The sequence below is a fragment of the Streptococcus sp. KHUD_016 genome (genome assembly GCF_051106465.1).
GTDB lineage: Bacteria > Bacillota > Bacilli > Lactobacillales > Streptococcaceae > Streptococcus.
Window position 1 is genome coordinate 312003 of sequence record NZ_CP193663.1, and the last position, 23002, is coordinate 335004.

The window sequence follows — 23002 nt, forward strand, 5'->3', positions numbered from 1 at the left end:
AAATAGTTTAGGGAAGATATTATGGAAGAAAAGGGATTGAAGATTACTTTGGCGACAATCCAGAGTTTTCTTGTCATTTTATTAGCTTATTTACTTAGTTTTGTTAAGGAAACAGAGATTGTAAATACTTCTGTTATTATCTTGTTCATTCTTCATTTTTTTATTTTTTATATCAGTGATTATGGGCATGATTTTTTTAAAAGGGGTTATTTAGCAGAGTTTATCAACACTGCAAAGTACATTGTGTTCTTTGCTTTAGCTATCAGTATTTCGAATTTTTTCTTAGAAGATCGTTTTAGTATCTCTAGACGAGGAATGATTTATTTTTTGACAATACACTCTATTCTGTTGTATTTGTTGAATCTATGCATTAAACGCTATAGAAAAAGCATCTTTCCAAATCTCAAGGGGAGTAAGAAGATATTCTTGATAACAGCGACCTCTAGGGTTGAAAAAGTCATCGATAGGCTGATAGAGTCGGGAGAAATTTTTTGGAACTTGGTGGCAGTCAGTGTTTTAGACCAGCCTGATTTTCAGCATCAATCCTTAACGGTTGTACCTGCTGAGAATATCTTAGACTTTGCTACTCATGAAGTTGTCGATGAGGTCTTTATCAATCTACCAAGTGAAGAGTACGACATCGGGGAGTTTATCTCACTTTTTGAGACAATGGGAATTGATGTTACAGTTAATCTGAATGCTTTTAATAACTATCTAGGTAGTGATAAAAAGATTCGTGGGATGGCAGGGCTGAATGTTATCACGTTTTCTACAAAATTTTATAAGACCAGTCATGTCATTGCTAAACGGTTCATTGATATTGTCGGTTCGATTGTCGGCTTGATTATTTGTGGTTTGGTGAGCATTGTTTTGGTTCCGATGATTCGACAAGATGGTGGGCCAGCGATTTTTTCTCAAACGCGTATTGGAAAAAATGGTCGACATTTCACTTTCTATAAATTTAGATCTATGTGCGTGAATGCTGAGCAGCGGAAACAAGAACTTTTGGCGCAAAATACTATGCAGGGGGGCATGTTTAAGGTCGATGATGATCCTCGTATCACTCCAATTGGTCGCTTTATTCGTAAGACCAGCCTAGATGAGTTACCGCAGTTTTGGAATGTTTTAATGGGAGATATGAGTCTGGTCGGAACCCGTCCCCCAACAGTGGATGAGTATGAGAAATATACTCCTGAACAAAAACGTCGATTGAGTTTTAAACCTGGGATAACAGGCTTGTGGCAAGTCAGCGGGCGAAGTGAGATCAAGGATTTCAATGAAGTTGTTAAATTAGATGTGGCCTATATTGATGATTGGACTATTTGGAAAGATATTGAAATATTGTTAAAGACCGTTAAAGTTGTATTTATGAGAGATGGGGCGAAGTAATTTCTGCCCTTCAGTCCTGTTAGGAGAGAAATGAAACAGTCAGTTTATATTATTGGTTCAAAGGGGATTCCTGCTAAGTATGGAGGATTTGAAACCTTTGTTGAAAAATTAACCGAATATCAAAAAGACAGCAACATACAATACTATGTTGCTTGTATGCGTGAAAATTCTGCTAAGTCTGGCATTACGGAAGACCAGTTTGAGCACAATGGAGCCATTTGCTTCAACATCGATGTACCCAATATCGGCCCGGCCCGCGCCATCGCTTACGATATTGCAGCGGTCAACAAGGCTATTGAATTGGCTAAGGAAAACAAGGACGAAGCTCCCATTTTTTACATTCTAGCTTGTCGCATCGGTCCTTTTATTTCTGGACTTAAGAAAAAAATTCGTGCGATTGGTGGCTCTTTGCTGGTGAATCCTGATGGTCATGAATGGTTGCGAGCAAAATGGAGCCTTCCAGTTCGTAAGTACTGGAAATTTTCAGAGCAGCTCATGGTCAAACATGCAGATTTACTGGTCTGTGACAGTAAAAACATTGAAAAATATATCCAAGAGGATTATAAGCAGTACCAACCAAAGACCACCTATATTGCCTATGGGACAGATACAGCTCCTTCAATCCTGAAAGCAGAAGATGCCAAAGTTCGAGATTGGTATAAGGAAAAAGAAGTTAGCGAAAATGGCTATTATCTAGTAGTGGGACGATTTGTTCCTGAAAATAACTACGAAGCCATGATTCGTGAATTTATCAAGTCCAAGTCCAAAAAGGACTTTGTTCTCATCACAAATGTGGAGCAGAATAAATTTTACGACCAGTTGTTACGGGATACTGGTTTTGACAAAGATCCTAGGGTCAAATTTGTCGGTACTGTCTATGACCAAGAGTTGCTCAAGTACATCCGTGAAAATGCCTTTGCCTATTTACATGGGCATGAGGTTGGAGGAACCAACCCTTCTCTACTGGAAGCTTTAGCATCCACAAAACTAAATTTGTTGCTAGATGTTGGTTTTAACCGTGAGGTTGGTGAAGACGGGGCCATTTATTGGAAAAAAGATGAGTTGGCACGCGTCATTGAGGAAGTAGAGGGATTTGATCAGGTAGTGATAGCTGACTTGGATTTCAAGTCAAGCCAAAGAATTATCTCAGCTTTCACATGGGAAAAGATTGTGTCAGATTATGAAGAAGTGTTTAAAGGATAGGGAATGAAACGGATTTTATACTTGCATGCTGGTGCAGAAATGTATGGAGCAGATAAGGTTTTATTGGAATTGATAAAAGGATTGGATTCCAAAGAATTTGAAGCTCACGTCATCTTGCCAAATGACGGTGTTTTAGTCGAGGCTTTGCGCCAAGTTGGAGCTAAGGTCAGCGTGTTGGATTATCCGATTTTACGTAGAAAATACTTTAATCCTAAAGGCATTGCCGACTATATTCGCTCTTATAATTTCTATGCTAAGCAAATCGCCCTCTATGCTCGAGAACACAGTATAGATATGGTTCACAATAATACAGCGGCTGTTTTGGAGGGCATCTATTTGAAACGCAAGCTCAAGCTGCCTTTGATTTGGCATGTTCATGAGATTATCGTCAAACCCAAAGCTATTTCTGACTTTATCAATATGCTCATGGGACGATATGCAGACAAGATTGTGACGGTGTCCCAAGCGGTCGCTAATCATATCAAGCAGTCTCCCTTTATCAAAGATAGCCAAGTGGAAGTGATTTATAACGGTGTCGATAATGCTGTCTATTATCCAATGGATGCGTCTTCTATTCGTGAAAAATTTGACATTGCGCAAGATGCACTTGTGATTGGCATGATTGGTCGGGTCAATGCTATAAAAGGACAAAATGATTTCATAGAAGCAGTCGAGCCACTTTTGGAAAAGAATGAGCAAGCGGTGGCTTTCCTAGCTGGAGGTGTTTTTCCTGGTGAAGAATGGCGCTTAGAAGAACTAGATAAGAGAATAGCTTCTTCATCTGTTGTATCACAAATTCATCGTATTGATTACTACGATAAGACTTCTGAACTTTATAATATGTTTGATATCTTTGTCTTACCAAGTATAAAACCTGATTCCCTACCTACAGTAGTCCTAGAAGCCATGGCTTGTTCAAAACCAGTTGTTGGTTATAACAATGGGGGAATAGCTGAAATGGTAGTAGATGACAAAAGTGGTTGCTTAGTCAAACCAAATCGTCCTCAAGAACTTTCTAATGCCATTTCTCTCTTACTAGATAGTTCTGAAAAAAGAGAAAAATTTGGGCGAGTAGGATATCAGAGACAAAAAGAGCTGTTTTCTTTGGAGAGTTACATTAAGAACTTTTCGGAGTTGTATAAAACAGATAGAAAAGATTAGTTATGAATAAAATAGATTTTGTTGTTACTTGGGTTGATGGGAATGATCCTGTGTGGCAAGAAAAAAAATCAAGCTATGATGGTTCGGTCAATACTTCTAAACAGAGCATGAATTCGGATAAAGCTTATCGTGAATGGGGAACCTTTAAATACTGGTTTAGAGGAGTTGAAAGATTTGCTCCTTGGGTCAATAAGATCTACCTCGTGACCGACCAGCAAAAGCCAAGCTGGTTAGATATAAACAGTGAAAAATTGGTCTTGGTAGATCATACAGAGATTATCTGTAAGGATTACCTACCAGTTTTTTCTGCCAATCCGATCGAAAGTAATATCCATCGCATTCCTGGTCTCTCTGAGCACTTTGTCTTTTTTAATGACGATATGTATTTGACGGCTCCAGTTGAACCGACAGATTTTTTCTCAGGGGATGGTTTACCCAAATATAATACGGCTCTTTCTCCGATTATTCCTGAAAGATATGGAACGGGGAATTTTCAGATAAATGACATGGAGATTGTCACTAGCTATTTCAGTCGAAATGAAATTTTGAAGAATGGCCAATTCTTTGATCCAAAGCAGGGATTAAAAAGTATCGTTAAGTCACTACTATACAGAAATAGTCAGTTTATCTGTGGTTTCTGGGAGAGTCATCTGCCCTATCCTCTACTAAGATCAACGATGAACTTGGTATGGGAAAAGGAAAAAGCTGTCTTGGAAAGAACCTCGGCTAGTCGCTTTAGAAATCCTTCTGATACCAATGTTTGGCTCTTTAAGTATTGGCAGATTGCCAGTGGTAAATACGCTATCGGAAATCCTAAGTTGGGAGGACTCTTTTCTTTGGATAATGCCGGACCAGATTTTTGGAAGATACTAAATTCTGGCAAATACCAAATTATGTGTATCAATGATGGATTTAACATTCAAGACGAGGAGCAGGTGATGACAGACTTTATCAAGGCTATGGATCAACTGCTTCCAGATAGAAGTTCATTTGAGATTTAAACTGTAAAACTAAGTAAGAGAAAGAAAAGAAAATATGATTTCGGTAATTGTGCCTGTTTATAATGTGGAGGACTACCTTCATTATGCCATGGAGAGTTTGAAACATCAGACTTACAAGGATATGGAAGTCCTCCTGATTGATGACGGCTCGAGTGATGGCTCAGGACACTTGTGTGACCAGTATGCCCAGCAATATGATTGGGTGACTAGCTACCATAAGGTCAACGGTGGCTTGTCTGATGCTCGGAACTATGGGGTCTTGAGAGCCAAGGGCGACTGGATTACTTTCCTAGATCCAGACGACTATCTGGAACCCTGCGCCTTGGAACTGCTAGCAGAGCTACAAAGTCGTACCCAAGCAGATATGGTGAGTGGCAAAGTAGAGCCAACAGCTCACTATCATCGTTTTCAAAATTTTCACTTGGATCAGCTTGATTTAGACCAAGTTAAGGTCTATGACAAGGCAAAGGCTCTGACTGAGATGCTTTATGGAGACCTTGTAACGGTCTCTGCTTGTGGGAAACTCTATCGGAAAGAACTTCTTGAGAAAGCTCCCTTCCCCAAGGGGCGCATCTACGAAGACCTCTATGTGATCAGTGAGCATCTCAACCAAGCCCAATCCGTGGCCTTGTACCATCTTCCGATTTACCATTATTACCATAGACCTGGTAGCATTACTGCCTCGGCTTTCACGCCAAAACAATACGAGTTTTACGAAGCAATTGATCATTTAAAAGAGGTTGTGAATGCAACCTATCCTGAGAGTTCAGAACTCCAAGAAGCCATCATTTCACGCTTCTTTACAGGAAGTCTTCTTATCTTTACGATGATTAAGGATGGGGATTCGGTAGAATTCAAGAGACTTCAGGAGAAAACCAGGCCTTATTTGCCTCTTGTCTTGAAGAATGCTAGAGTTAGCAAGAAACGTAGGATCCTCTATGTTTTAGTTACTAAGTATCCGCGACTCTATTATCAATTTAAAAAGTTAAAAAAATCCTAAGTAAGAGTTAGGGATGAAAGAAGAAAAGGAAAAAGAAAATGTTAAAGTTAGAACGTGATAAATTGCTAATTGCAGCAGTTTTAATAGTGGTTGTCTCCATAGATATGATCAATACGTCTATGTTAGCTCCTGTTTTACCTAATATTCCTAATGTAGTTCCTTTTTTTGCGGTCCTGTTACTTGCTATGCGATTTGCTTATATTCATCACTACTCTATAAGCTATCTCATCTTTGCACCAATTCTTCTTTTTGCTGGGGGCATGGTTTACTATAAGACTGGGAACCTTAATGCATTGATGTATATGTTTCTGCTTGTCTTTCTTTACAAGGCTGAGATGGAAAGTGTACTTAAAATATACTCTGTTGTAGCCTTGTTTTTTATTGTATTGATAGTGTTCTTGGCTGTGATTGGTGCTATTCCAAACTTGCAATTTGTCCAATCACGATCTGCGGGAGTCGTTGTTCGAAATTCATTTGGCTTTATTTATCCAACTGATTTTGCTTCTCACTGTTTTTATCTATATACAGCTATATCGTATATCTTTAGAAAGAAATTCATTGTTTTACGGACTGCCTTAGGATTTGGTCTGGCTTATTTCATTATTCGATATTGCGATGCGAGGCTTAATGCCGCTTCTATTACTGTAATGGCGCTCATTTTTCTGTACTTTTATTTCCGAAATGATAAACAGCGACGGCTTTTTGCTTTACTTCCTTTATCGGCTGGTATAGCGTCTTCAGTAATGATTTATCTCTCTTCTAAATTTACCTGGTCTCATCCAATGTATGTGGCTCTAAACAATTTTTTTAGTATGAGATTACACCTAGGACATGAGGCACTAAAAAAATATGCAGTGCAGTGGTTTGGGATTCGGGGCATATCATTTGTCGGTTATGGGGGGCGTACAGAATCCGTTTTGAGCTACGACTATGTAGACTCTTCCTACGTTCAGATGCTCTTTACCTATGGGATGATTCCAGTTCTCTTATTGGTCGTGTTATACATAGTTAGGTCTTGGTCACTTTATCGCAAAAAGAATTATTTGCTATTGACGGCCTTATCCTTAATAGCAGTCAACTGTATGTTTGAGGCCTTCTGGGTTCGTCCATCATACAATATCTTTATGTTCCTTCTCTTTGCTACTATTCCAGTGATGGAATTTAAAGAGGAAAAATCTGAGATGAGGGAAGCTGTGTGAGAGTTTTAAAAAATTATTTGTACAATCTGTCCTATCAGTTACTTGTCATCGTCTTACCTGTGATTACAACTCCCTATATCACCCGGGTTTTCTCTTCGGATGATTTGGGTTCCTATGGATACTATAACTCCATCGTGACTTATTTTATCCTACTAGCGACGCTGGGAGTAGCGAATTATGGGACCAAGGAAATTTCTGGCCATCGTAAGGAAGTCGAAAAGACTTTCTGGGGCATTTACAGTTTACAAGTCCTTTCAACCTGTTTAGCGGTTACGCTTTATATCATTGTCTGCTTGCTTGTGCCGTCGATGAACAATCCAATTGCCTATATACTTGGCTTTAGTTTGCTGTCTCGTGGTTTTGATATTTCTTGGCTTTTTCAAGGGTTAGAAGATTTCAAAAAAATCACAACTCGTAACACAATGGTCAAACTTCTAGGTGTTGTTTCGATATTCCTATTTGTTAAGAAACCATCCGACTTGTACTTGTATATCATCCTCTTGGTTGCCTATGATCTACTAGGTCAGTTGAGTATGTGGCTTCCTGCTCGGGAACACATTCGCAAGCCGCATCTGGATATAGCCTATGCCAAAGAGCATATCAAACCAGTTATTCTCTTGTTTCTGCCACAGATTGCCATTTCGCTCTACATCACGCTAGATCGCACCATGTTGGGTGCCTTGTCTTCGACAAAGGATGTTGGAATCTATGATCAAGCCTTGAAATTATTGAATATTTTGTTAACCTTGGTAACGTCCCTAGGTAGTGTCATGTTGCCTCGGGTCTCTAATCTTCTCTCATCAGGCAATCAAAAGGTGGTTAACAAGCTACATGAAATGTCTTTCTTAGTGTATAACTTGGTCATCTTTCCGATGATTGCGGGGATTTTGATTGTTAACAAAGATTTTGTTAATTTTTTCCTAGGGCAAGACTTCCAAGATGCTCGCTATGCGATTGCCATCATGGCCTTTAGAATGTTCTTTATTGGCTGGACCAATATAATGGGAATTCAAATCTTGATTCCTCATAATAAGAATCGTGAATTTATGCTGTCAACAACTATTCCAGCTATTTTCAGTGTAGGCTTGAATCTCCTTTTAATCCCGCCTCTGGGCTATATTGGGGCGTCGATTGTATCTGTTGCGACTGAAGGTTTGGTCTGGCTGATCCAACTCTACTTTACACGTTCGTATCTAAAAGAGGTCAAGATCTTTCCATCTATGCTGAAAATACTTCTAGCAGCACTCCTGATGTACGGCGCCTTGTATTCTGTACAAGCTTTCATGCACTTCTCGTCTGTTGTGAATGTCTTGATCTATTCTCTGCTTGGCTTCCTAGTCTACGGTGGCTTGGTTTTGGTCTTACGTGTCTTGGATTTTCAAGAACTAAAAAGTGTTTTAAAGAAATAAGGAGATTTTATGTACGATTATTTGATTGTCGGTGCTGGCTTGTCAGGTGCAATCTTTGCCTACGAAGCTAACAAACGTGGCAAGAAGGTGAAGGTGATTGATAAACGAGAACATATTGGTGGGAATATCTATTGCCAATCTGTTGAAGGAATCAATGTCCACAAGTATGGGGCTCATATCTTCCATACATCTAATAAAAAGGTATGGGAATATGTCAATCAGTTTGCGGAGTTTAACAATTATATCAATTCTCCTATTGCCAACTATCAAGGACATCTTTACAATCTGCCTTTCAATATGAACACTTTCTATGCTTTGTGGGGGACAAAGACACCCCAAGAAGTCAAGGACAAGATTGCTGAGCAGACGACACACATGCAAGATGTTGAGCCTAAAAATTTAGAGGAACAAGCCATTAAGTTGATTGGTACGGATGTTTATGAAAAGCTAATCAAGGGCTACACCGAAAAGCAATGGGGGCGTTCTGCTACTGAACTACCACCCTTTATCATCAAGCGTTTACCTGTTCGATTGACCTATGATAACAATTATTTCAATGACCGTTACCAAGGGATTCCAATTGGTGGTTACAATGTCATCATCGAAAAGTTGTTGGAAGGAATCGAAGTAGAGCTTAATATAGATTTCTTTGCTGATCGTGAGAACTTGGAGGCTTCAGCGAATAAGATTGTTTTCACGGGGATGATTGATCAGTTCTTTGACTATAAATTTGGTGAACTTGAGTATCGCAGTCTCCGTTTTGAGCATGAGATTCTGGACCAAGAAAATTATCAAGGAAATGCTGTAGTCAACTATACTGAACGTGATATTCCTTATACGCGTATCATCGAACACAAACATTTTGAGTTTGGGACTCAGGACAAGACGGTTATTACTCGAGAATATCCAGCAGATTGGAAAAGAGGAGATGAACCTTACTATCCAATCAATGATGCCAAAAACAATGCTATTTATGAGCAGTACCTAGCAGAAGCTGAGAAAAATGGCCACGTTATCTTCTGTGGTCGCTTGGCAGATTATAAATACTATGATATGCATGTGACTGTTGAACGTGCATTGGATGTGGTAGAAAAAGAACTCGGGAGTATATAAAAACATCACGGATAAAGGGGAGAAAAGGTGAAATATTATCTGAAGGATTCATTTCTGCATAATGCACATGAAAAGAATGCAGGGAGTAAGGCGCGAAATGACGTGGAAGCTATTCTAATCTCAGAGGGTTATGAGGGGTTGGAGCTCAAGGTTGAGAATTGGTATAAGATGAATTTCTTTAAAGCTCAACAACACAAATATCGTGCGACCAAGTCTGTGTTTGATCAGTTGGGAGCCGGAGATGAATTGGTGATTCAGTTCCCTATTATCCACCATACATTTTTCATCTCACAACTCATTAAGCAGGCGCAAAAAAGAGGAGCAAGATTCTATCTGTTGATCCATGATATTGAAACCTTGCGTCATGCAGCAGGTTCAGAAGTGAAATTTCGTCATAAAGTGCGCAATTACTTCCAGGAAAAGAAAGCTTTGATGTCAGTGGATAGCATTATCGTTCATAACGATATCATGAAGAAAGTTCTGGTAGGTCAAGGAGTGCCAGCAGATAAAATGGTTAGCTTGGAGATTTTTGACTATCTGATTCCAAACTTTGCTGAAAAATCAAATCTCCAAAAAGACCAGCCTATTATCGTAGCTGGAAATTTGAACCCTGCAAAGTCAGGTTATCTTTATAACTTGCCAGACCAGCCAGCCTATAACTTGTATGGAGTGGGCTATGATGAAAGTCGTGCATTGAAAAACACTAGCTACTTTGGTTCCTTTATGCCAGATGACCTCCCAGCTGCTCTTGAAGGTAGTTTTGGTTTGGTCTGGGACGGAGACAGCTCAGAAACCTGCCAAGGTTCTTACGGAAACTATCTACGCTTTAACAACTCGCACAAGGCCTCTCTTTATTTGGCTTCGGGCTTTCCTCTAGTGGTTTGGAAAGAGTCTGCCCTCGCGCATTTCGTTCTGGATAAAGAGTGTGGTCTAGCAGTTGATTCTCTACACGACCTCCAAAAAGTACTAGATGATTTGACACTTCAAGACTACAAGGAACTTTCAGAACAAGCTAGGAAAGTTGGAGCTGCTCTTCGAGATGGAGCCTATTTAAAAGCTGTATTATCCAAATTGAAGTAAATTCCGTAGGGAATTTGGGACAAGATGAAATATAATATAGGATAGGTAATTAGCCAGAAAGGAAACCTACTATGAAAGGTATTATTCTTGCGGGTGGTTCGGGAACGCGCCTGTACCCACTTACTCGAGCTGCGTCAAAACAGCTGATGCCGGTTTATGATAAACCCATGATTTACTATCCTTTGTCAACCTTGATGTTGGCTGGGATTAAGGACATTTTGATCATCTCAACACCACAGGATTTACCCCGTTTTAAGGACCTGCTCTTGGATGGCTCCGAATTTGGGATCAAGCTTTCCTATGCGGGACAGCCTAGTCCCGATGGACTTGCTCAGGCTTTTCTTATCGGTGAAGAATTTATCGGTGACGATAGTGTTGCATTGATTTTAGGCGATAATATCTATCATGGGCCTGGTTTGAGCAAAATGCTTCAAAAGGCAGCCAAGAAAGAGAAGGGTGCGACTGTTTTTGGCTACCAAGTGAAGGATCCAGAGCGTTTTGGTGTGGTCGAGTTTGATACAGACATGAATGCTATTTCCATAGAAGAAAAACCGGAGAATCCTCGCTCTAACTATGCAGTGACAGGTCTTTATTTCTATGACAATGACGTTGTGGAGATTGCCAAACAGATAAAACCGAGTGCTCGTGGAGAGTTGGAAATCACAGATGTTAACAATGCTTATTTGAAGCGTGGGGATTTGTCAGTTGAAGTTATGGGACGTGGTTTTGCCTGGCTGGATACTGGGACACATGAGAGCCTGTTAGAGGCCTCCCAATATATCGAAACGGTTCAAAGGATGCAAAATGTTCAGGTTGCCAATCTGGAAGAAATTGCCTACCGAATGGGTTATATCAGCCGCGAAGATGTGCTGAAGTTGGCGCAACCTCTCAAGAAGAATGAATACGGGCAATACTTGCTTCGTTTGATTGGAGAAATCTAGATGACAGATAATTTTTTCGGCAAAACACTTGCAGTGCACAAGATTGATGCCATTCCAGGTTTGTTAGAGTTTGACATTCCGGTTCATGGTGACAATCGTGGCTGGTTTAAGGAAAATTTTCAGAAAGAAAAGATGCTACCACTTGGTTTTCCTGAAAGCTTCTTTGCTGAAGGAAAACTGCAAAACAACGTCAGCTTTTCTCGCAAAAATGTTCTCCGAGGCCTCCATGCTGAACCTTGGGATAAGTACATCTCAGTAGCAGATGGTGGCAAGGTTCTGGGTTCATGGGTTGACCTACGTGAAGGTGAGACTTTTGGAAATGTTTATCAGACCGAGATTGATGCAAGTAAGGGAATCTTTGTCCCTCGTGGCGTGGCCAATGGTTTCCAAGTACTCTCGGATACAGTTTCTTATAGCTATCTGGTCAATGACTACTGGGCACTTGAACTAAAGCCTAAATATGCCTTTGTCAACTATGCAGATCCAGCCTTGGGCATCCAGTGGGAAAACCTAGCAGAAGCAGAAGTTTCGGAAGCAGATAAACATCATCCACTGCTTAAGGATGTCAAACCACTAAGAAAAGAAGATTTGTAAAAAGGTTAAGGAATAAAAATGACTGAATACAAAAATATCATCGTGACAGGTGGGGCTGGTTTTATCGGTTCTAACTTTGTTCATTATGTCTATAACAACTTCCCAGATGTCCATGTGACAGTGCTGGACAAGCTGACTTATGCAGGTAATCGTGCCAATATTGAAGAAATTTTAGGTGACCGTGTTGAGTTGGTTGTTGGAGATATTGCAGATGCAGTCTTGGTAGACAAGCTGGCAGCTGAAGCGGATGTTATCGTTCATTATGCGGCAGAAAGTCACAATGACAACTCGCTCAATGATCCGAGTCCCTTTATCCATACCAACTTCATCGGGACTTACACTCTTTTGGAAGCAGCTCGTAAATACGACCTTCGTTTCCACCATGTGTCAACTGACGAAGTCTATGGTGACCTACCTCTGCGTGAAGATTTGCCAGGTCATGGAGAAGGTCCAGGTGAGAAATTTACGGCTGAAACCAAGTACAATCCCAGCTCGCCTTACTCATCAACCAAGGCGGCTTCAGACTTGATTGTCAAAGCTTGGATGCGCTCATTTGGTGTTAAAGCGACTATTTCTAACTGTTCAAACAACTATGGTCCTTACCAACATATCGAGAAGTTTATTCCGCGCCAGATCACCAATATCTTGAGTGGTATCAAGCCAAAACTCTATGGTGAAGGTAAGAATGTCCGTGACTGGATTCACACCAATGACCATTCATCAGGTGTTTGGACGATTCTGACTAAAGGTCAAATCGGTGAAACCTACTTGATTGGTGCGGATGGTGAGAAGAACAATAAGGAAGTCCTAGAACTCATCCTCAAGGAAATGGGACAGCCAGCTGATGCTTATGATCATGTGACAGACCGTACGGGTCACGACCTTCGCTATGCTATCGATGCTAGCAAGCTCCGTGATGAATTAGGGTGGAAGCCAGAGTTTACCAACTTTGAAGCAGGTCTCAAAGAGACCATTAAGTGGTATACAGACAACCAAGAATGGTGGAAATCTGAAAAAGAAGCAGTCGAAGCCAACTATGCTAAGACACAACAAGTAATTAAGTAATCAGATACTAAAAAGCAAGAGAATTTAAAGCCTCTTGCTTTTTATGTATGTCGTAATCTTTTATTTTCTTACTTCTTGTTTATAAAATTCTTTAAGGGCATCTTGCCAGGTTGGAATGACGAAACCTGTCGCCTTCGCTTTGGCTAAACTCATGGTTGAGTTGAGGGGGCGTTTAGCCTTGGCAGGAAACTTGCTGGAGTCTACTGGAACTACTTCAACATCACTGTCTTTAAGAATCTCGACAGCGAAGTCGTACCAAGTAGTGTCTTCAACTGCGTCGTTTGACAAATGGTAGTAGCCAAATGCTTTTTGATTTTCAGTCAAGTAGGTCATAAACTCAGCCAAGGTACGTGTCCAAGTTGGGCGGCCGTGTTGGTCGTTGACAACAGTGAGAGTTTTATGGGTTTTGGCAAGATTTTGCATGGTAAAGACAAAGTTTTTGCCATAATTTCCAAAGACCCAAGCAGTACGGATGATATAATGTTGTGACGTAAGGCTTTCAACAAGTTCCTCACCCATTCTCTTGGTACGTCCGTACTCTGTTTGCGGATCAGGTAGGTCATCGACTTCCCACTCTTGTCCGACGGGTTTCTTCCCATCAAAGACGTAGTCTGTTGAGATATAGACCAGAGTAGCTTCGTATTTTTCAGAGGCCTTGGCTACATTTTCAGTTCCAGTTACGTTGATGGCAAAATCCAGTTCTTTTCCCTCATCTTCTGCCGCATCAACAGCAGTATAAGCTGCACAATGATAGACCAGAGTTGGATTAACCTCGGCAAAGACTTTCTCAACCATCTCAGCATTAGTGATATCCATTTCGGCCACATCCACTGCAACATAGTCCACACTTCGTTCATCTAGTAAATAACGTAGTTCGGTACCGAGTTGACCATTTGCACCTGTAATTAATATCATTGTCTTCTCCTTAACTTTTCTTCTATCTAATCATAGCAAAAAAATGATAAAAAATCTGATTTTCGACCCTTGTTTTGCTGGTTTAAGATATAAAAATATAGTATTAGAGAATAATAATTTTATAATAGAAAACTTATTTTTCAGAATTTACCAAAGTAATTCAAAAATTCTGAAAATTATATTGACATGTTTCTGAAAAGGGACTATAATGGGGTGAAAGTTTTAAAGGAGAAAACAATGAAAAGTTCAAAACTACTTGCCCTTGCGGGTGTGACGTTATTGGCAGCTGCGACTCTGGCTGCGTGCTCTGGATCAAGTTCAAATGCTAAAGGTGAGAAAACATTCTCATACATTTACGAAACGGATCCTGATAACCTAAACTATTTGACAACTGGTAAGGCAGCTACAGCAAATATTACGAGCAACGTTATCGATGGCTTGCTTGAAAATGACCGCTACGGTAACTTTGTACCATCTATGGCTGAGAATTGGTCTGTATCTAAGGATGGATTGACTTACACGTATACACTCCGAAAGGATGCAAAATGGTATACATCTGAAGGTGAGGAGTATGCAGAAGTTAAAGCTCAAGACTTTGTAACTGGTCTTAAGTATGCTGCTGATAAGAAATCAGATGGTCTTTACCTGGTTCAGGAATCTATCAAGGGATTGGATGCTTACGTCAAAGGAGAAATTACAGATTTTTCTCAAGTAGGAATCAAAGCTCTTGATGATTATACCGTTCAATACACATTGAACAAGCCAGAAAGTTTCTGGAATTCTAAGACAACAATGGGTGTTCTGGCTCCTGTTAATGAAGAATTTTTGAACTCTAAAGGGGATGACTTTGCTAAAGGTACGGACCCAAGCAGCATTCTCTATAATGGACCATTCTTACTCAAATCAATCGTAGCCAAATCATCAGTCGAGTTCGAAAAGAATCCAAACTATTGGGACAAAGACAATGTCCATCTTGATAAAGTGAAATTATCCTTCTGGGATGGTCAAGATACTAATAAGCCAACTGAAGCTTTCAAAGACGGTAGCTTTACAATGGCTCGCCTCTTCCCAACAAGTGCTAGTTACTCAGAGACTGAAAAAACATTCAAAGACAATATCGTTTATACCCAACAAGATTCTACTACTTATTTAGTAGGCACAAATATCGATCGCCAGTCTTATAAGTACACTTCTAAGACAACAGATGAGGAAAAAGTATCAACCAAGAAGGCACTTTTGAATAAGGACTTCCGTCAAGCTATTGCATTTGGTTTTGACAGAACAGCCTACGCTTCTCAAGTAAATGGTGCAAGCGGGGCTACTAAACTGCTTCGTAACTTATTTGTTCCTCCTACATTTGTACAGGCAGATGGGAAAAACTTTGGGGAATTAGTTAAGGAAAAATTGGTGACCTATGGAGATGAGTGGAGCAACGTAAACTTGGATGATGCCCAAGATGGACTCTACAATCCTGACAAAGCCAAAGCAGAGTTCGCTAAAGCTAAGGCGGCCCTTCAAGCGGAAGGTGTGAAATTCCCAATCCACTTGGATATGCCTGTAGATCAAACCAATACAACAAAAGTTCAACGTGTTCAATCTTTTAAACAGTCAGTTGAAGAAAATCTAGGATCAGATAATGTGGTTATCGACATCCAACAGCTCCAAAAAGATGATGTTCAAAACATTACCTACTTCGCTGAAACTGCGGCTGGAGAAGACTGGGATATCTCAGATAACGTGGGTTGGTCTCCAGACTATATCGATCCATCTACTTATCTTGATATTATCAAGCCTTCTGTAGGAGAAAATACGAAAACATATCTAGGATTTGATTCTGGGACAAACAACGCTGCGGCTAAGCAAGTCGGTTTAGAAGACTACGAAAAAATGGTTGTGGAAGCTGGTGAAGAAACTACTGATGTTTCAAAACGTTATGAGAAATATGCTGCTGCCCAAGCTTGGTTGACAGACAGTGCCTTGCTCATTCCAACAACTTCTCAAACTGGTCGTCCAATGTTGTCTAAGATGGTACCATTTACACTTCCATTTGCATACTCTGGTAACAAGGGTATGAGCGAAGCCCTTTTGTACAAATATCTAGAAGTACAAGATAAGGCAGTGACAACAGAAGAATACCAAAAAGCTCAAGAAAAATGGTTGAAAGAAAAAGAAGAGTCAAATAAAAAGGCCCAAGAAGATCTCGCAAACCAAGTGAAATAACTTTAAAAAAGTAAAGGATTTAGCCATCGGCATGATGGTTAAGTCCTTTTTTATCTTGGTATAAGTCCCTGAATGATTAGAGATAGGATTTTTCAGAAAAGAGAAAATTTTAGTGAATTTTACCTATTTCCTATTGCTTTCTGACTTTTTATTTGTTATATTAAAAGTACAATTATTTTTAATTTATAACAGATAAGCAGAGCACTTTCAGAGAAAGGAGTATTTTTTAAAAAAGAAATGTAAACGCTTACTGGAAAATGAAAGGATTTAGGAGTTCATGGATAAACGATTTTTTGAAAAACGCTGTAAGTTCAGTATTCGTAAGTTTACGCTTGGAGTAGCTTCAGTGATGATTGGAGCGACTTTCTTCGCAGCTAGCCCAGTATTAGCTGATCAAGCAAGAGTTGGTTCAACAGATAATTTGCCGAGTGAACTAGCTGATTTGGATAAGAAGGCTAGTGATGAGGGGCACGATTTTGACAAGGAAGCTGCCGCTCAGAATCCTGGTTCAGCTGAGACTACTGAAGGCCCACAAACAGAAGAAGAGTTGTTGGCTCAAGAAAAAGAAAAGTCTGAAAAGCCAAGCAATCTGCCAAAAGAATTAGAAGATAAGTTGGAGAAAGCTGAAGACAATGGGCGCGAAGTTGACAAGGATCAATTGGCCCAAGATACTGGGAAACTCGTCCCAGAAGATGTGGCTAAGACTACTAATGGGGAATTAAACTACGGCGCAACTGTTAAGATTAAGACGCCATCAGGAGAAGGTAGCGGTATTGTCGTTGCTAAAGACCTTGTCTTGACGGTTTCTCATAACTTTATCAAGGACAGCCAAGAAGGCAATATCCGTAAGGTTGTGGACAATGACCAAGGGGATGGAGATATCTATAGCATCTCATATCCAGGATTGCCAGATGTCAAGTTTAGCAAGAAAGATATCATTCATTGGGATCGTGAAGGCTATCTGAAAGGCTTCAAAAATGATTTGGCCCTAGTGAGATTGCGTACAGTTCTAGAAAATACGCCTGTTGAAGTAACTAAAAAGCCAGTTGTTAAGAAAATTGGAGATAAACTCCATGTCTTTGGTTATCCAGAAGGAAAATTGAATCCGATTGTCAATACTACAGTTGATTTTGCGGAACCATACGGAGAAGGTGTCCAAGGGATTGGTTACCAAGGAGGAAAACCGGGTGCTAGTGGCGGCGGTATCTTTGATACAGAAGGCAAACTAGTCGGTGTACACCAAAATGGTGTAGTTGGAAAACGGAGTGGCGGTATTCTCTTCTCACCAGCTCAACTAAAATGGATCCAAGACCACATGCAGGGAATTTCAAGTGTGAAACCAGCAGACTTGGAAGAGAAAGAAAAACCGGCTGAAGAAAAACCAAAAGAGGATAAACCTGCAGCTGCTAAACCTGAAACACCTAAGGCAGTAACTCCTGAATGGCAAACAGTAGCGAATAAAGAGCAACAAGGAACCGTCACTATTCGTGAAGAAAAGGGTGTTCGCTACAATCAATTGTCTTCAACGGCCCAAAATGACAATGATGGCAAACCAGCCTTGTTTGAAAAACAAGGATTGACAGTTGATGCTAATGGAAATGCGACGGTTGATTTAACCTTCAAAGATGATTCTGAAAAGGGCAAATCACGCTTTGGTGTCTTCTTGAAATTTAAAGATACCAAGAACAATGTTTTTGTTGGATATGACCAAGGTGGCTGGTTCTGGGAATACAAAACTCCAGGTAATAGCACATGGTATAAAGGCAACCGTGTGGCAGCACCAGAACCAGGTTCTGTAAATCGTCTTTCTATCACTCTCAAGTCAGATGGACAACTCAATGCCAGCAACAATGATGTAAATCTCTTTGACACAGTGACCCTACCTGGGGCGGTCAATGAGAATCTTAAAAATGAGAAGAAGATCCTTCTCAAGGCAGGAACTTATAGCAATGACCGTACGGTTGTCAGCGTTAAAACAGACAATCAAGAAGGTGTAAAAGCGGATGATACTCCTGCCCAGAAAGAAACAGGTCCGGCTGTTGATGATAGCAAGGTGACTTATGATACGATCCAGTCTAAGGTCCTCAAGGCAGTGATTGACCAAGCCTTTCCACGCGTGAAAGAATATACTTTGAATGGGCATACTTTGCCAGGACAGGTGCAACAGTTCAATCAAGTCTTTATCAATAACCACCGAATCACCCCTGAAGTTACTTATAAGAAAATCAATGAGACAACAGCAGAGTATTTGATGAAGCTTCGCGATGATGCTCACTTAATCAATGCGGAAATGACAGTACGCTTGCAAGTTGTGGATAATCAATTACACTTTGATGTGACCAAGATTGTCAACCACAATCAAGTTACTCCAGGTCAAAAGATTGATGACGAAAGAAAATTGCTTTCAACTATTAGTTTCCTTGGTAATGCTTTGGTCTCTGTTTCGAGTGATCAAGCTGGTGCTAAGTTTGATGGGGCAACCATGTCAAACAATACCCATGTCAGCGGGGATGATCATATCGATGTAACCAATCCAATGAAAGATTTGGCTAAGGGTTACATGTATGGATTTGTTTCTACAGATAAGCTTGCTGCAGGTGTTTGGAGCAATTCTCAAAACAGCTATGGTGGTGGTTCGAATGACTGGACTCGTTTGACAGCCTATAAAGAAACAGTTGGAAATGCCAACTATGTCGGAATTCACAGCTCTGAATGGCAATGGGAAAAGGCTTATAAGGGCATTGTCTTCCCAGAATACACCAAGGAACTTCCAAGTGCCAAGGTTGTTATCACCGAAGATGCCAATGCTGACAACAAAGTCGACTGGCAAGATGGTGCCATTGCTTATCGTAGCATCATGAACAACCCTCAAGGTTGGGAAAAAGTTAAGGATATCACTGCTTACCGTATCGCGATGAACTTTGGCTCACAAGCCCAAAACCCATTCCTTATGACCTTGGATGGTATCAAGAAAATCAATCTCCACACAGATGGTCTTGGGCAAGGTGTTCTCCTTAAAGGTTATGGTAGTGAAGGTCATGACTCTGGACACTTGAACTATGCTGATATTGGTAAACGTATTGGTGGTGTTGAAGACTTCAAGACCTTGATCGAAAAAGCGAAGAAATATGGAGCTCATCTTGGTATCCACGTGAACGCTTCTGAGACTTATCCTGAGTCTAAATACTTTAATGAAAATATTCTTCGTAAGAATCCAGATGGAAGCTACAGCTACGGATGGAACTGGCTAGACCAAGGTATCAACATCGATGCTGCTTATGACTTGGCGCATGGACGCTTGGCTCGCTGGGAAGACTTGAAGAAAAAACTGGGTGAAGGTCTCGACTTTATCTATGTGGACGTATGGGGCAATGGTCAATCAGGTGATAACGGTGCCTGGGCTACCCACGTTCTTGCTAAAGAAATCAACAAACAAGGCTGGCGCTTTGCGATTGAGTGGGGTCATGGTGGTGAATACGACTCTACCTTCCAACACTGGGCAGCTGACTTGACCTATGGTGGCTACACTAATAAAGGTATCAACAGTGCCATCACACGCTTTATCCGCAACCACCAAAAAGATTCATGGGTTGGGGACTACAGAAGTTACGGTGGTGCAGCCAACTACCCACTTCTAGGTGGCTACAGCATGAAAGACTTTGAAGGCTGGCAAGGAAGAAGCGACTACAATGGCTATGTAACCAACTTATTTGCCCATGATGTCATGACTAAGTACTTCCAACACTTCACTGTAAGTAAATGGGAAAATGGTACACCAGTTACCATGACCGATAACGGTAGCACCTATAAATGGACTCCAGAAATGCGAGTGGAGTTGGTAGATGCGGATAACAATAAAGTAGTTGTGACTCGTAAGTCAAACGATGTCAATAGCCCGCAATACCGTGAGCGTACAGTAACGCTCAACGGACGTGTCATCCAAGATGGTTCAGCTTACTTGACTCCTTGGAACTGGGATGCAAATGGTAAGAAACTTCCTACTGATAAGGAAAAAATGTACTACTTCAATACGCAAGCTGGTGCAACAACTTGGACACTTCCAAGCGATTGGGCAAATAGCAAGGTTTACCTCTACAAGCTAACTGACCAAGGTAAGACAGAAGAGCAAGAACTAACTGTAACAGATGGTAAGATTACCCTAGACCTTCTAGCAAATCAACCATACGTTCTCTACCGTTCAAAACAAACCAATCCTGAAATGTCATGGAGCGAAGGCATGCATATCTATGACCAAGGATTTAACAGCGGAACCTTGAAACATTGGACCATTTCTGGTGATGCTTCTAAGGCAGAAATTGTCAAATCACAGGGCGCAAATGAAATGCTTCGTATCCAAGGCAATAAGAGCAAGGTCAGTCTTACTCAGAAACTGACTGGCTTGAAACCAAATACCAAGTATGCTGTTTATGTCGGTGTTGATAACCGTAGTAATGCTAAGGCAAGTATCACAGTGAATACTGGCGAAAAAGAAGTGACTACTTACACCAATAAGTCACTCGCTCTCAACTATATCAAAGCTTATGCTCATAACAATCGTCGTGAAAATGCTACAGTTGATGATACAAGTTACTTCCAAAACATGTACGCCTTCTTTACAACTGGATCGGACGTATCAAATGTTACTCTTACATTGAGTCGTGAAGCTGGTGATGAAGCAACATACTTTGATGAAATCCGTACCTTTGAAAACAATTCAAGCATGTACGGAGACAAGCATGATACAGGTAAAGGAACATTTAAACAAGACTTTGAAAATGTAGCTCAAGGTATCTTCCCATTTGTAGTAGGTGGTGTTGAAGGTGTCGAAGACAACCGCACTCACTTGTCTGAAAAACACGATCCATATACACAGCGTGGTTGGAATGGTAAGAAAGTCGATGATGTTATCGAAGGAAATTGGTCATTGAAGACAAATGGACTAGTGAGCCGTCGTAACTTGGTTTACCAAACAATCCCTCAAAACTTCCGTTTTGAAGCTGGTAAGACTTATCGTGTAACCTTTGAATACGAAGCAGGATCAGACAATACCTATGCTTTTGTAGTCGGTAAGGGAGAATTCCAGTCAGGTCGTCGTGGTACTCAAGCAAGCAACTTGGAAATGCATGAATTGCCAAATACTTGGACAGACTCTAAGAAAGCCAAGAAGGCAACCTTCCTCGTGACAGGTGCAGAAACAGGCGATACTTGGGTAGGTATCTACTCAACTGGAAATGCAAGCAATACTCGTGGTGATTCTGGTGGAAATGCCAACTTCCGTGGTTATAACGACTTCATGATGGATAATCTTCACATCGAAGAAATTACCCTAACAGGTAAGATGTTGACAGAAAATGCTCTGAAGAACTACTTGCCAACGGTTGCCATGACTAACTATACGAAAGAGTCTATGGATGCTTTGAAAGAGGCGGTCTTTAACCTCAGCCAAGCAGATGATGACATTAGCGTAGAAGAAGCGCGTGCAGAGATTGCCAAGATTGAAGCCTTGAAGAATGCTTTGGTTCAGAAGAAAACAGCCTTGGTAGCAGAAGACTTTGAAAGTTTGGATGCGCCAGCTCAACCAGGTGAAGGTCTAGAGAATGCCTTTGATGGAAATGTGTCTAGTCTATGGCATACATCTTGGAATGGTGGAGATGTAGGAAAGCCTGCAACCATGGTCTTGAAAGAACCAACTGAAATCACTGGACTTCGTTATGTTCCACGTGCATCTGATTCAAATGGAAACTTGCGAGATGTGAAACTGGTTGTCACAGATGAGTCTGGCAAGGAACATACCTTTACCGTAACAGATTGGCCAAATAACAACAAGCCAAAAGACATTGACTTTGGTAAGACAATCAAGGCTAAGAAAATTGTCCTTACTGGTATCAAGACTTACGGAGATGGTGGCGATAAATACCAATCTGCAGCGGAACTCATCTTTACCCGTCCACAGGTAGCAGAAACACCGCTTGACATGTCTAGCTATGAAGCAGCTTTGGCTAAGGCGCAGAAATTAACGGACAAAGACAATCAAGAGGAAGTAGCTAGCGTTCAGGCAAGCATGAAATATGCGACGGATAACCACCTCTTGACGGAAAGAATGGTTGCCTACTTCGCAGACTATCTCAACCAATTAAAAGATTCTGCTACGAAACCAGATGCTCCAACAAGTAGCAAGGGTGAAGAACAACCACCAGTTCTTGATGTACCTGAGTTCAAAGGCGGCGTCAATGCAACAGAAGCAGCTGTACATGAAGTCCCTGAGTTCAAGGGCGGCGTTAATGCGGTCCAAGCCTTGGTTCACGAATTACCAGAATACAAAGGTGGAGCCAATGCGGTCCTAGCGGCTGCAAATGAAGTTCCAGAGTATAGAGGTGGAGTCAATGCAGTTGAGGCCTTGGTAAATGAAAAGCCAGCCTACACAGGTGTATTGGCTACAGCTGGAGATCAAGCAGCTCCAACAGTTGAAAAACCTGAGTACCCGCTCACTCCAAGTCCAGTAGCTGAAACCAAAACTCCGGGAGCGAAAGATGAAGAAAAACTACCTGCTACAGGGGAGCACAGCTCAGAAGTAGCCCTCTTCTTAGCAAGTGTGAGTATCGCTTTATCTGCTGCTGTTCTTACGACAAAACGAAAAGAAGACTAAACAGATTTGGTTTTAGAAATCCAAAAGATCTCGAATCAAATAGGATCAAACAGCCGGAGAGGACCT

At 40.9% G+C, this 23002-nt stretch carries 15 protein-coding genes; 14 read left to right on the top strand and 1 reads right to left on the bottom strand.

Going from position 1 to position 23002, the window contains the following annotated elements:
* The first annotated feature begins 21 nt into the window (after positions 1–21).
* The 12 genes from ACORHV_RS01465 (at position 22) to rfbB (ending at position 13155) form a co-directional block, all read left to right on the top strand.
* Complete coding sequence (locus ACORHV_RS01465; protein ID WP_084880417.1) at positions 22–1389, top strand: sugar transferase; 1368 nt, start codon at positions 22–24, stop codon at positions 1387–1389.
* Between the two features lie 30 nt (positions 1390–1419).
* Positions 1420–2592 carry a beta 1-4 rhamnosyltransferase Cps2T gene (gene cps2T / locus ACORHV_RS01470; protein WP_049519446.1) on the top strand — a complete coding sequence of 391 codons (1173 nt, stop codon included), beginning with the start codon at positions 1420–1422 and terminating at the stop codon, positions 2590–2592.
* Positions 2593–2595: 3 nt separating this feature from the next.
* A complete protein-coding gene (locus ACORHV_RS01475; RefSeq protein ID WP_000822224.1) occupies positions 2596–3753 on the top strand; it encodes a glycosyltransferase family 4 protein in 1158 nt (385 codons plus the stop codon).
* Positions 3754–3755: 2 nt separating this feature from the next.
* Positions 3756–4754: a Stealth CR1 domain-containing protein gene (locus tag ACORHV_RS01480; protein WP_001033090.1), complete on the top strand. Its 999-nt coding sequence runs from the start codon at positions 3756–3758 to the stop codon at positions 4752–4754.
* A 34-nt stretch (positions 4755–4788) separates the two neighbouring features.
* Entirely contained in the window at positions 4789–5754 is a 966-nt protein-coding gene (locus ACORHV_RS01485) for a glycosyltransferase family 2 protein (protein WP_049520846.1), read from the top strand.
* Positions 5755–5792: 38 nt separating this feature from the next.
* On the top strand, positions 5793–6953 hold the full coding sequence (locus ACORHV_RS01490) for a polysaccharide polymerase (protein ID WP_434398474.1): 1161 nt from the start codon (positions 5793–5795) through the stop codon (positions 6951–6953).
* On the top strand, positions 6950–8362 hold the full coding sequence (locus ACORHV_RS01495) for a flippase (protein WP_001264826.1): 1413 nt from the start codon (positions 6950–6952) through the stop codon (positions 8360–8362). Before ACORHV_RS01490 ends, ACORHV_RS01495 begins: the two co-directional genes overlap by 4 nt.
* A 9-nt stretch (positions 8363–8371) precedes the next feature.
* Complete coding sequence (glf, locus tag ACORHV_RS01500; protein WP_000272514.1) at positions 8372–9475, top strand: UDP-galactopyranose mutase; 1104 nt, start codon at positions 8372–8374, stop codon at positions 9473–9475.
* 27 nt (positions 9476–9502) lie between these two features.
* Positions 9503–10555 carry a hypothetical protein gene (locus ACORHV_RS01505; protein WP_000878650.1) on the top strand — a complete coding sequence of 351 codons (1053 nt, stop codon included), beginning with the start codon at positions 9503–9505 and terminating at the stop codon, positions 10553–10555.
* 71 nt (positions 10556–10626) lie between these two features.
* On the top strand, positions 10627–11496 hold the full coding sequence (gene rfbA / locus ACORHV_RS01510; protein ID WP_434398477.1) for a glucose-1-phosphate thymidylyltransferase RfbA: 870 nt from the start codon (positions 10627–10629) through the stop codon (positions 11494–11496).
* Entirely contained in the window at positions 11497–12090 is a 594-nt protein-coding gene (locus ACORHV_RS01515; RefSeq protein ID WP_000131469.1) for a dTDP-4-dehydrorhamnose 3,5-epimerase family protein, read from the top strand.
* Positions 12091–12108: 18 nt separating this feature from the next.
* On the top strand, positions 12109–13155 hold the full coding sequence (gene rfbB / locus ACORHV_RS01520; protein WP_000141519.1) for a dTDP-glucose 4,6-dehydratase: 1047 nt from the start codon (positions 12109–12111) through the stop codon (positions 13153–13155).
* 60 nt (positions 13156–13215) lie between these two features.
* Here the strand turns inward: rfbB and rfbD are convergent, their stop codons facing one another.
* Positions 13216–14070, bottom strand: coding sequence for a dTDP-4-dehydrorhamnose reductase (gene rfbD, locus ACORHV_RS01525; protein WP_000600926.1), 855 nt, complete (start codon positions 14068–14070; stop codon positions 13216–13218).
* Positions 14071–14307: 237 nt separating this feature from the next.
* Here rfbD and ACORHV_RS01530 point away from each other — a divergent pair, with 237 nt between their 5' ends.
* Together ACORHV_RS01530 and ACORHV_RS01535 are read left to right on the top strand one after the other, a co-directional pair.
* Positions 14308–16290 carry a peptide ABC transporter substrate-binding protein gene (locus ACORHV_RS01530; RefSeq protein ID WP_000842594.1) on the top strand — a complete coding sequence of 661 codons (1983 nt, stop codon included), beginning with the start codon at positions 14308–14310 and terminating at the stop codon, positions 16288–16290.
* Positions 16291–16567: 277 nt separating this feature from the next.
* Complete coding sequence (locus ACORHV_RS01535) at positions 16568–22936, top strand: SpGH101 family endo-alpha-N-acetylgalactosaminidase (RefSeq protein WP_434398481.1); 6369 nt, start codon at positions 16568–16570, stop codon at positions 22934–22936.
* Positions 22937–23002: the final 66 nt, after the last annotated feature.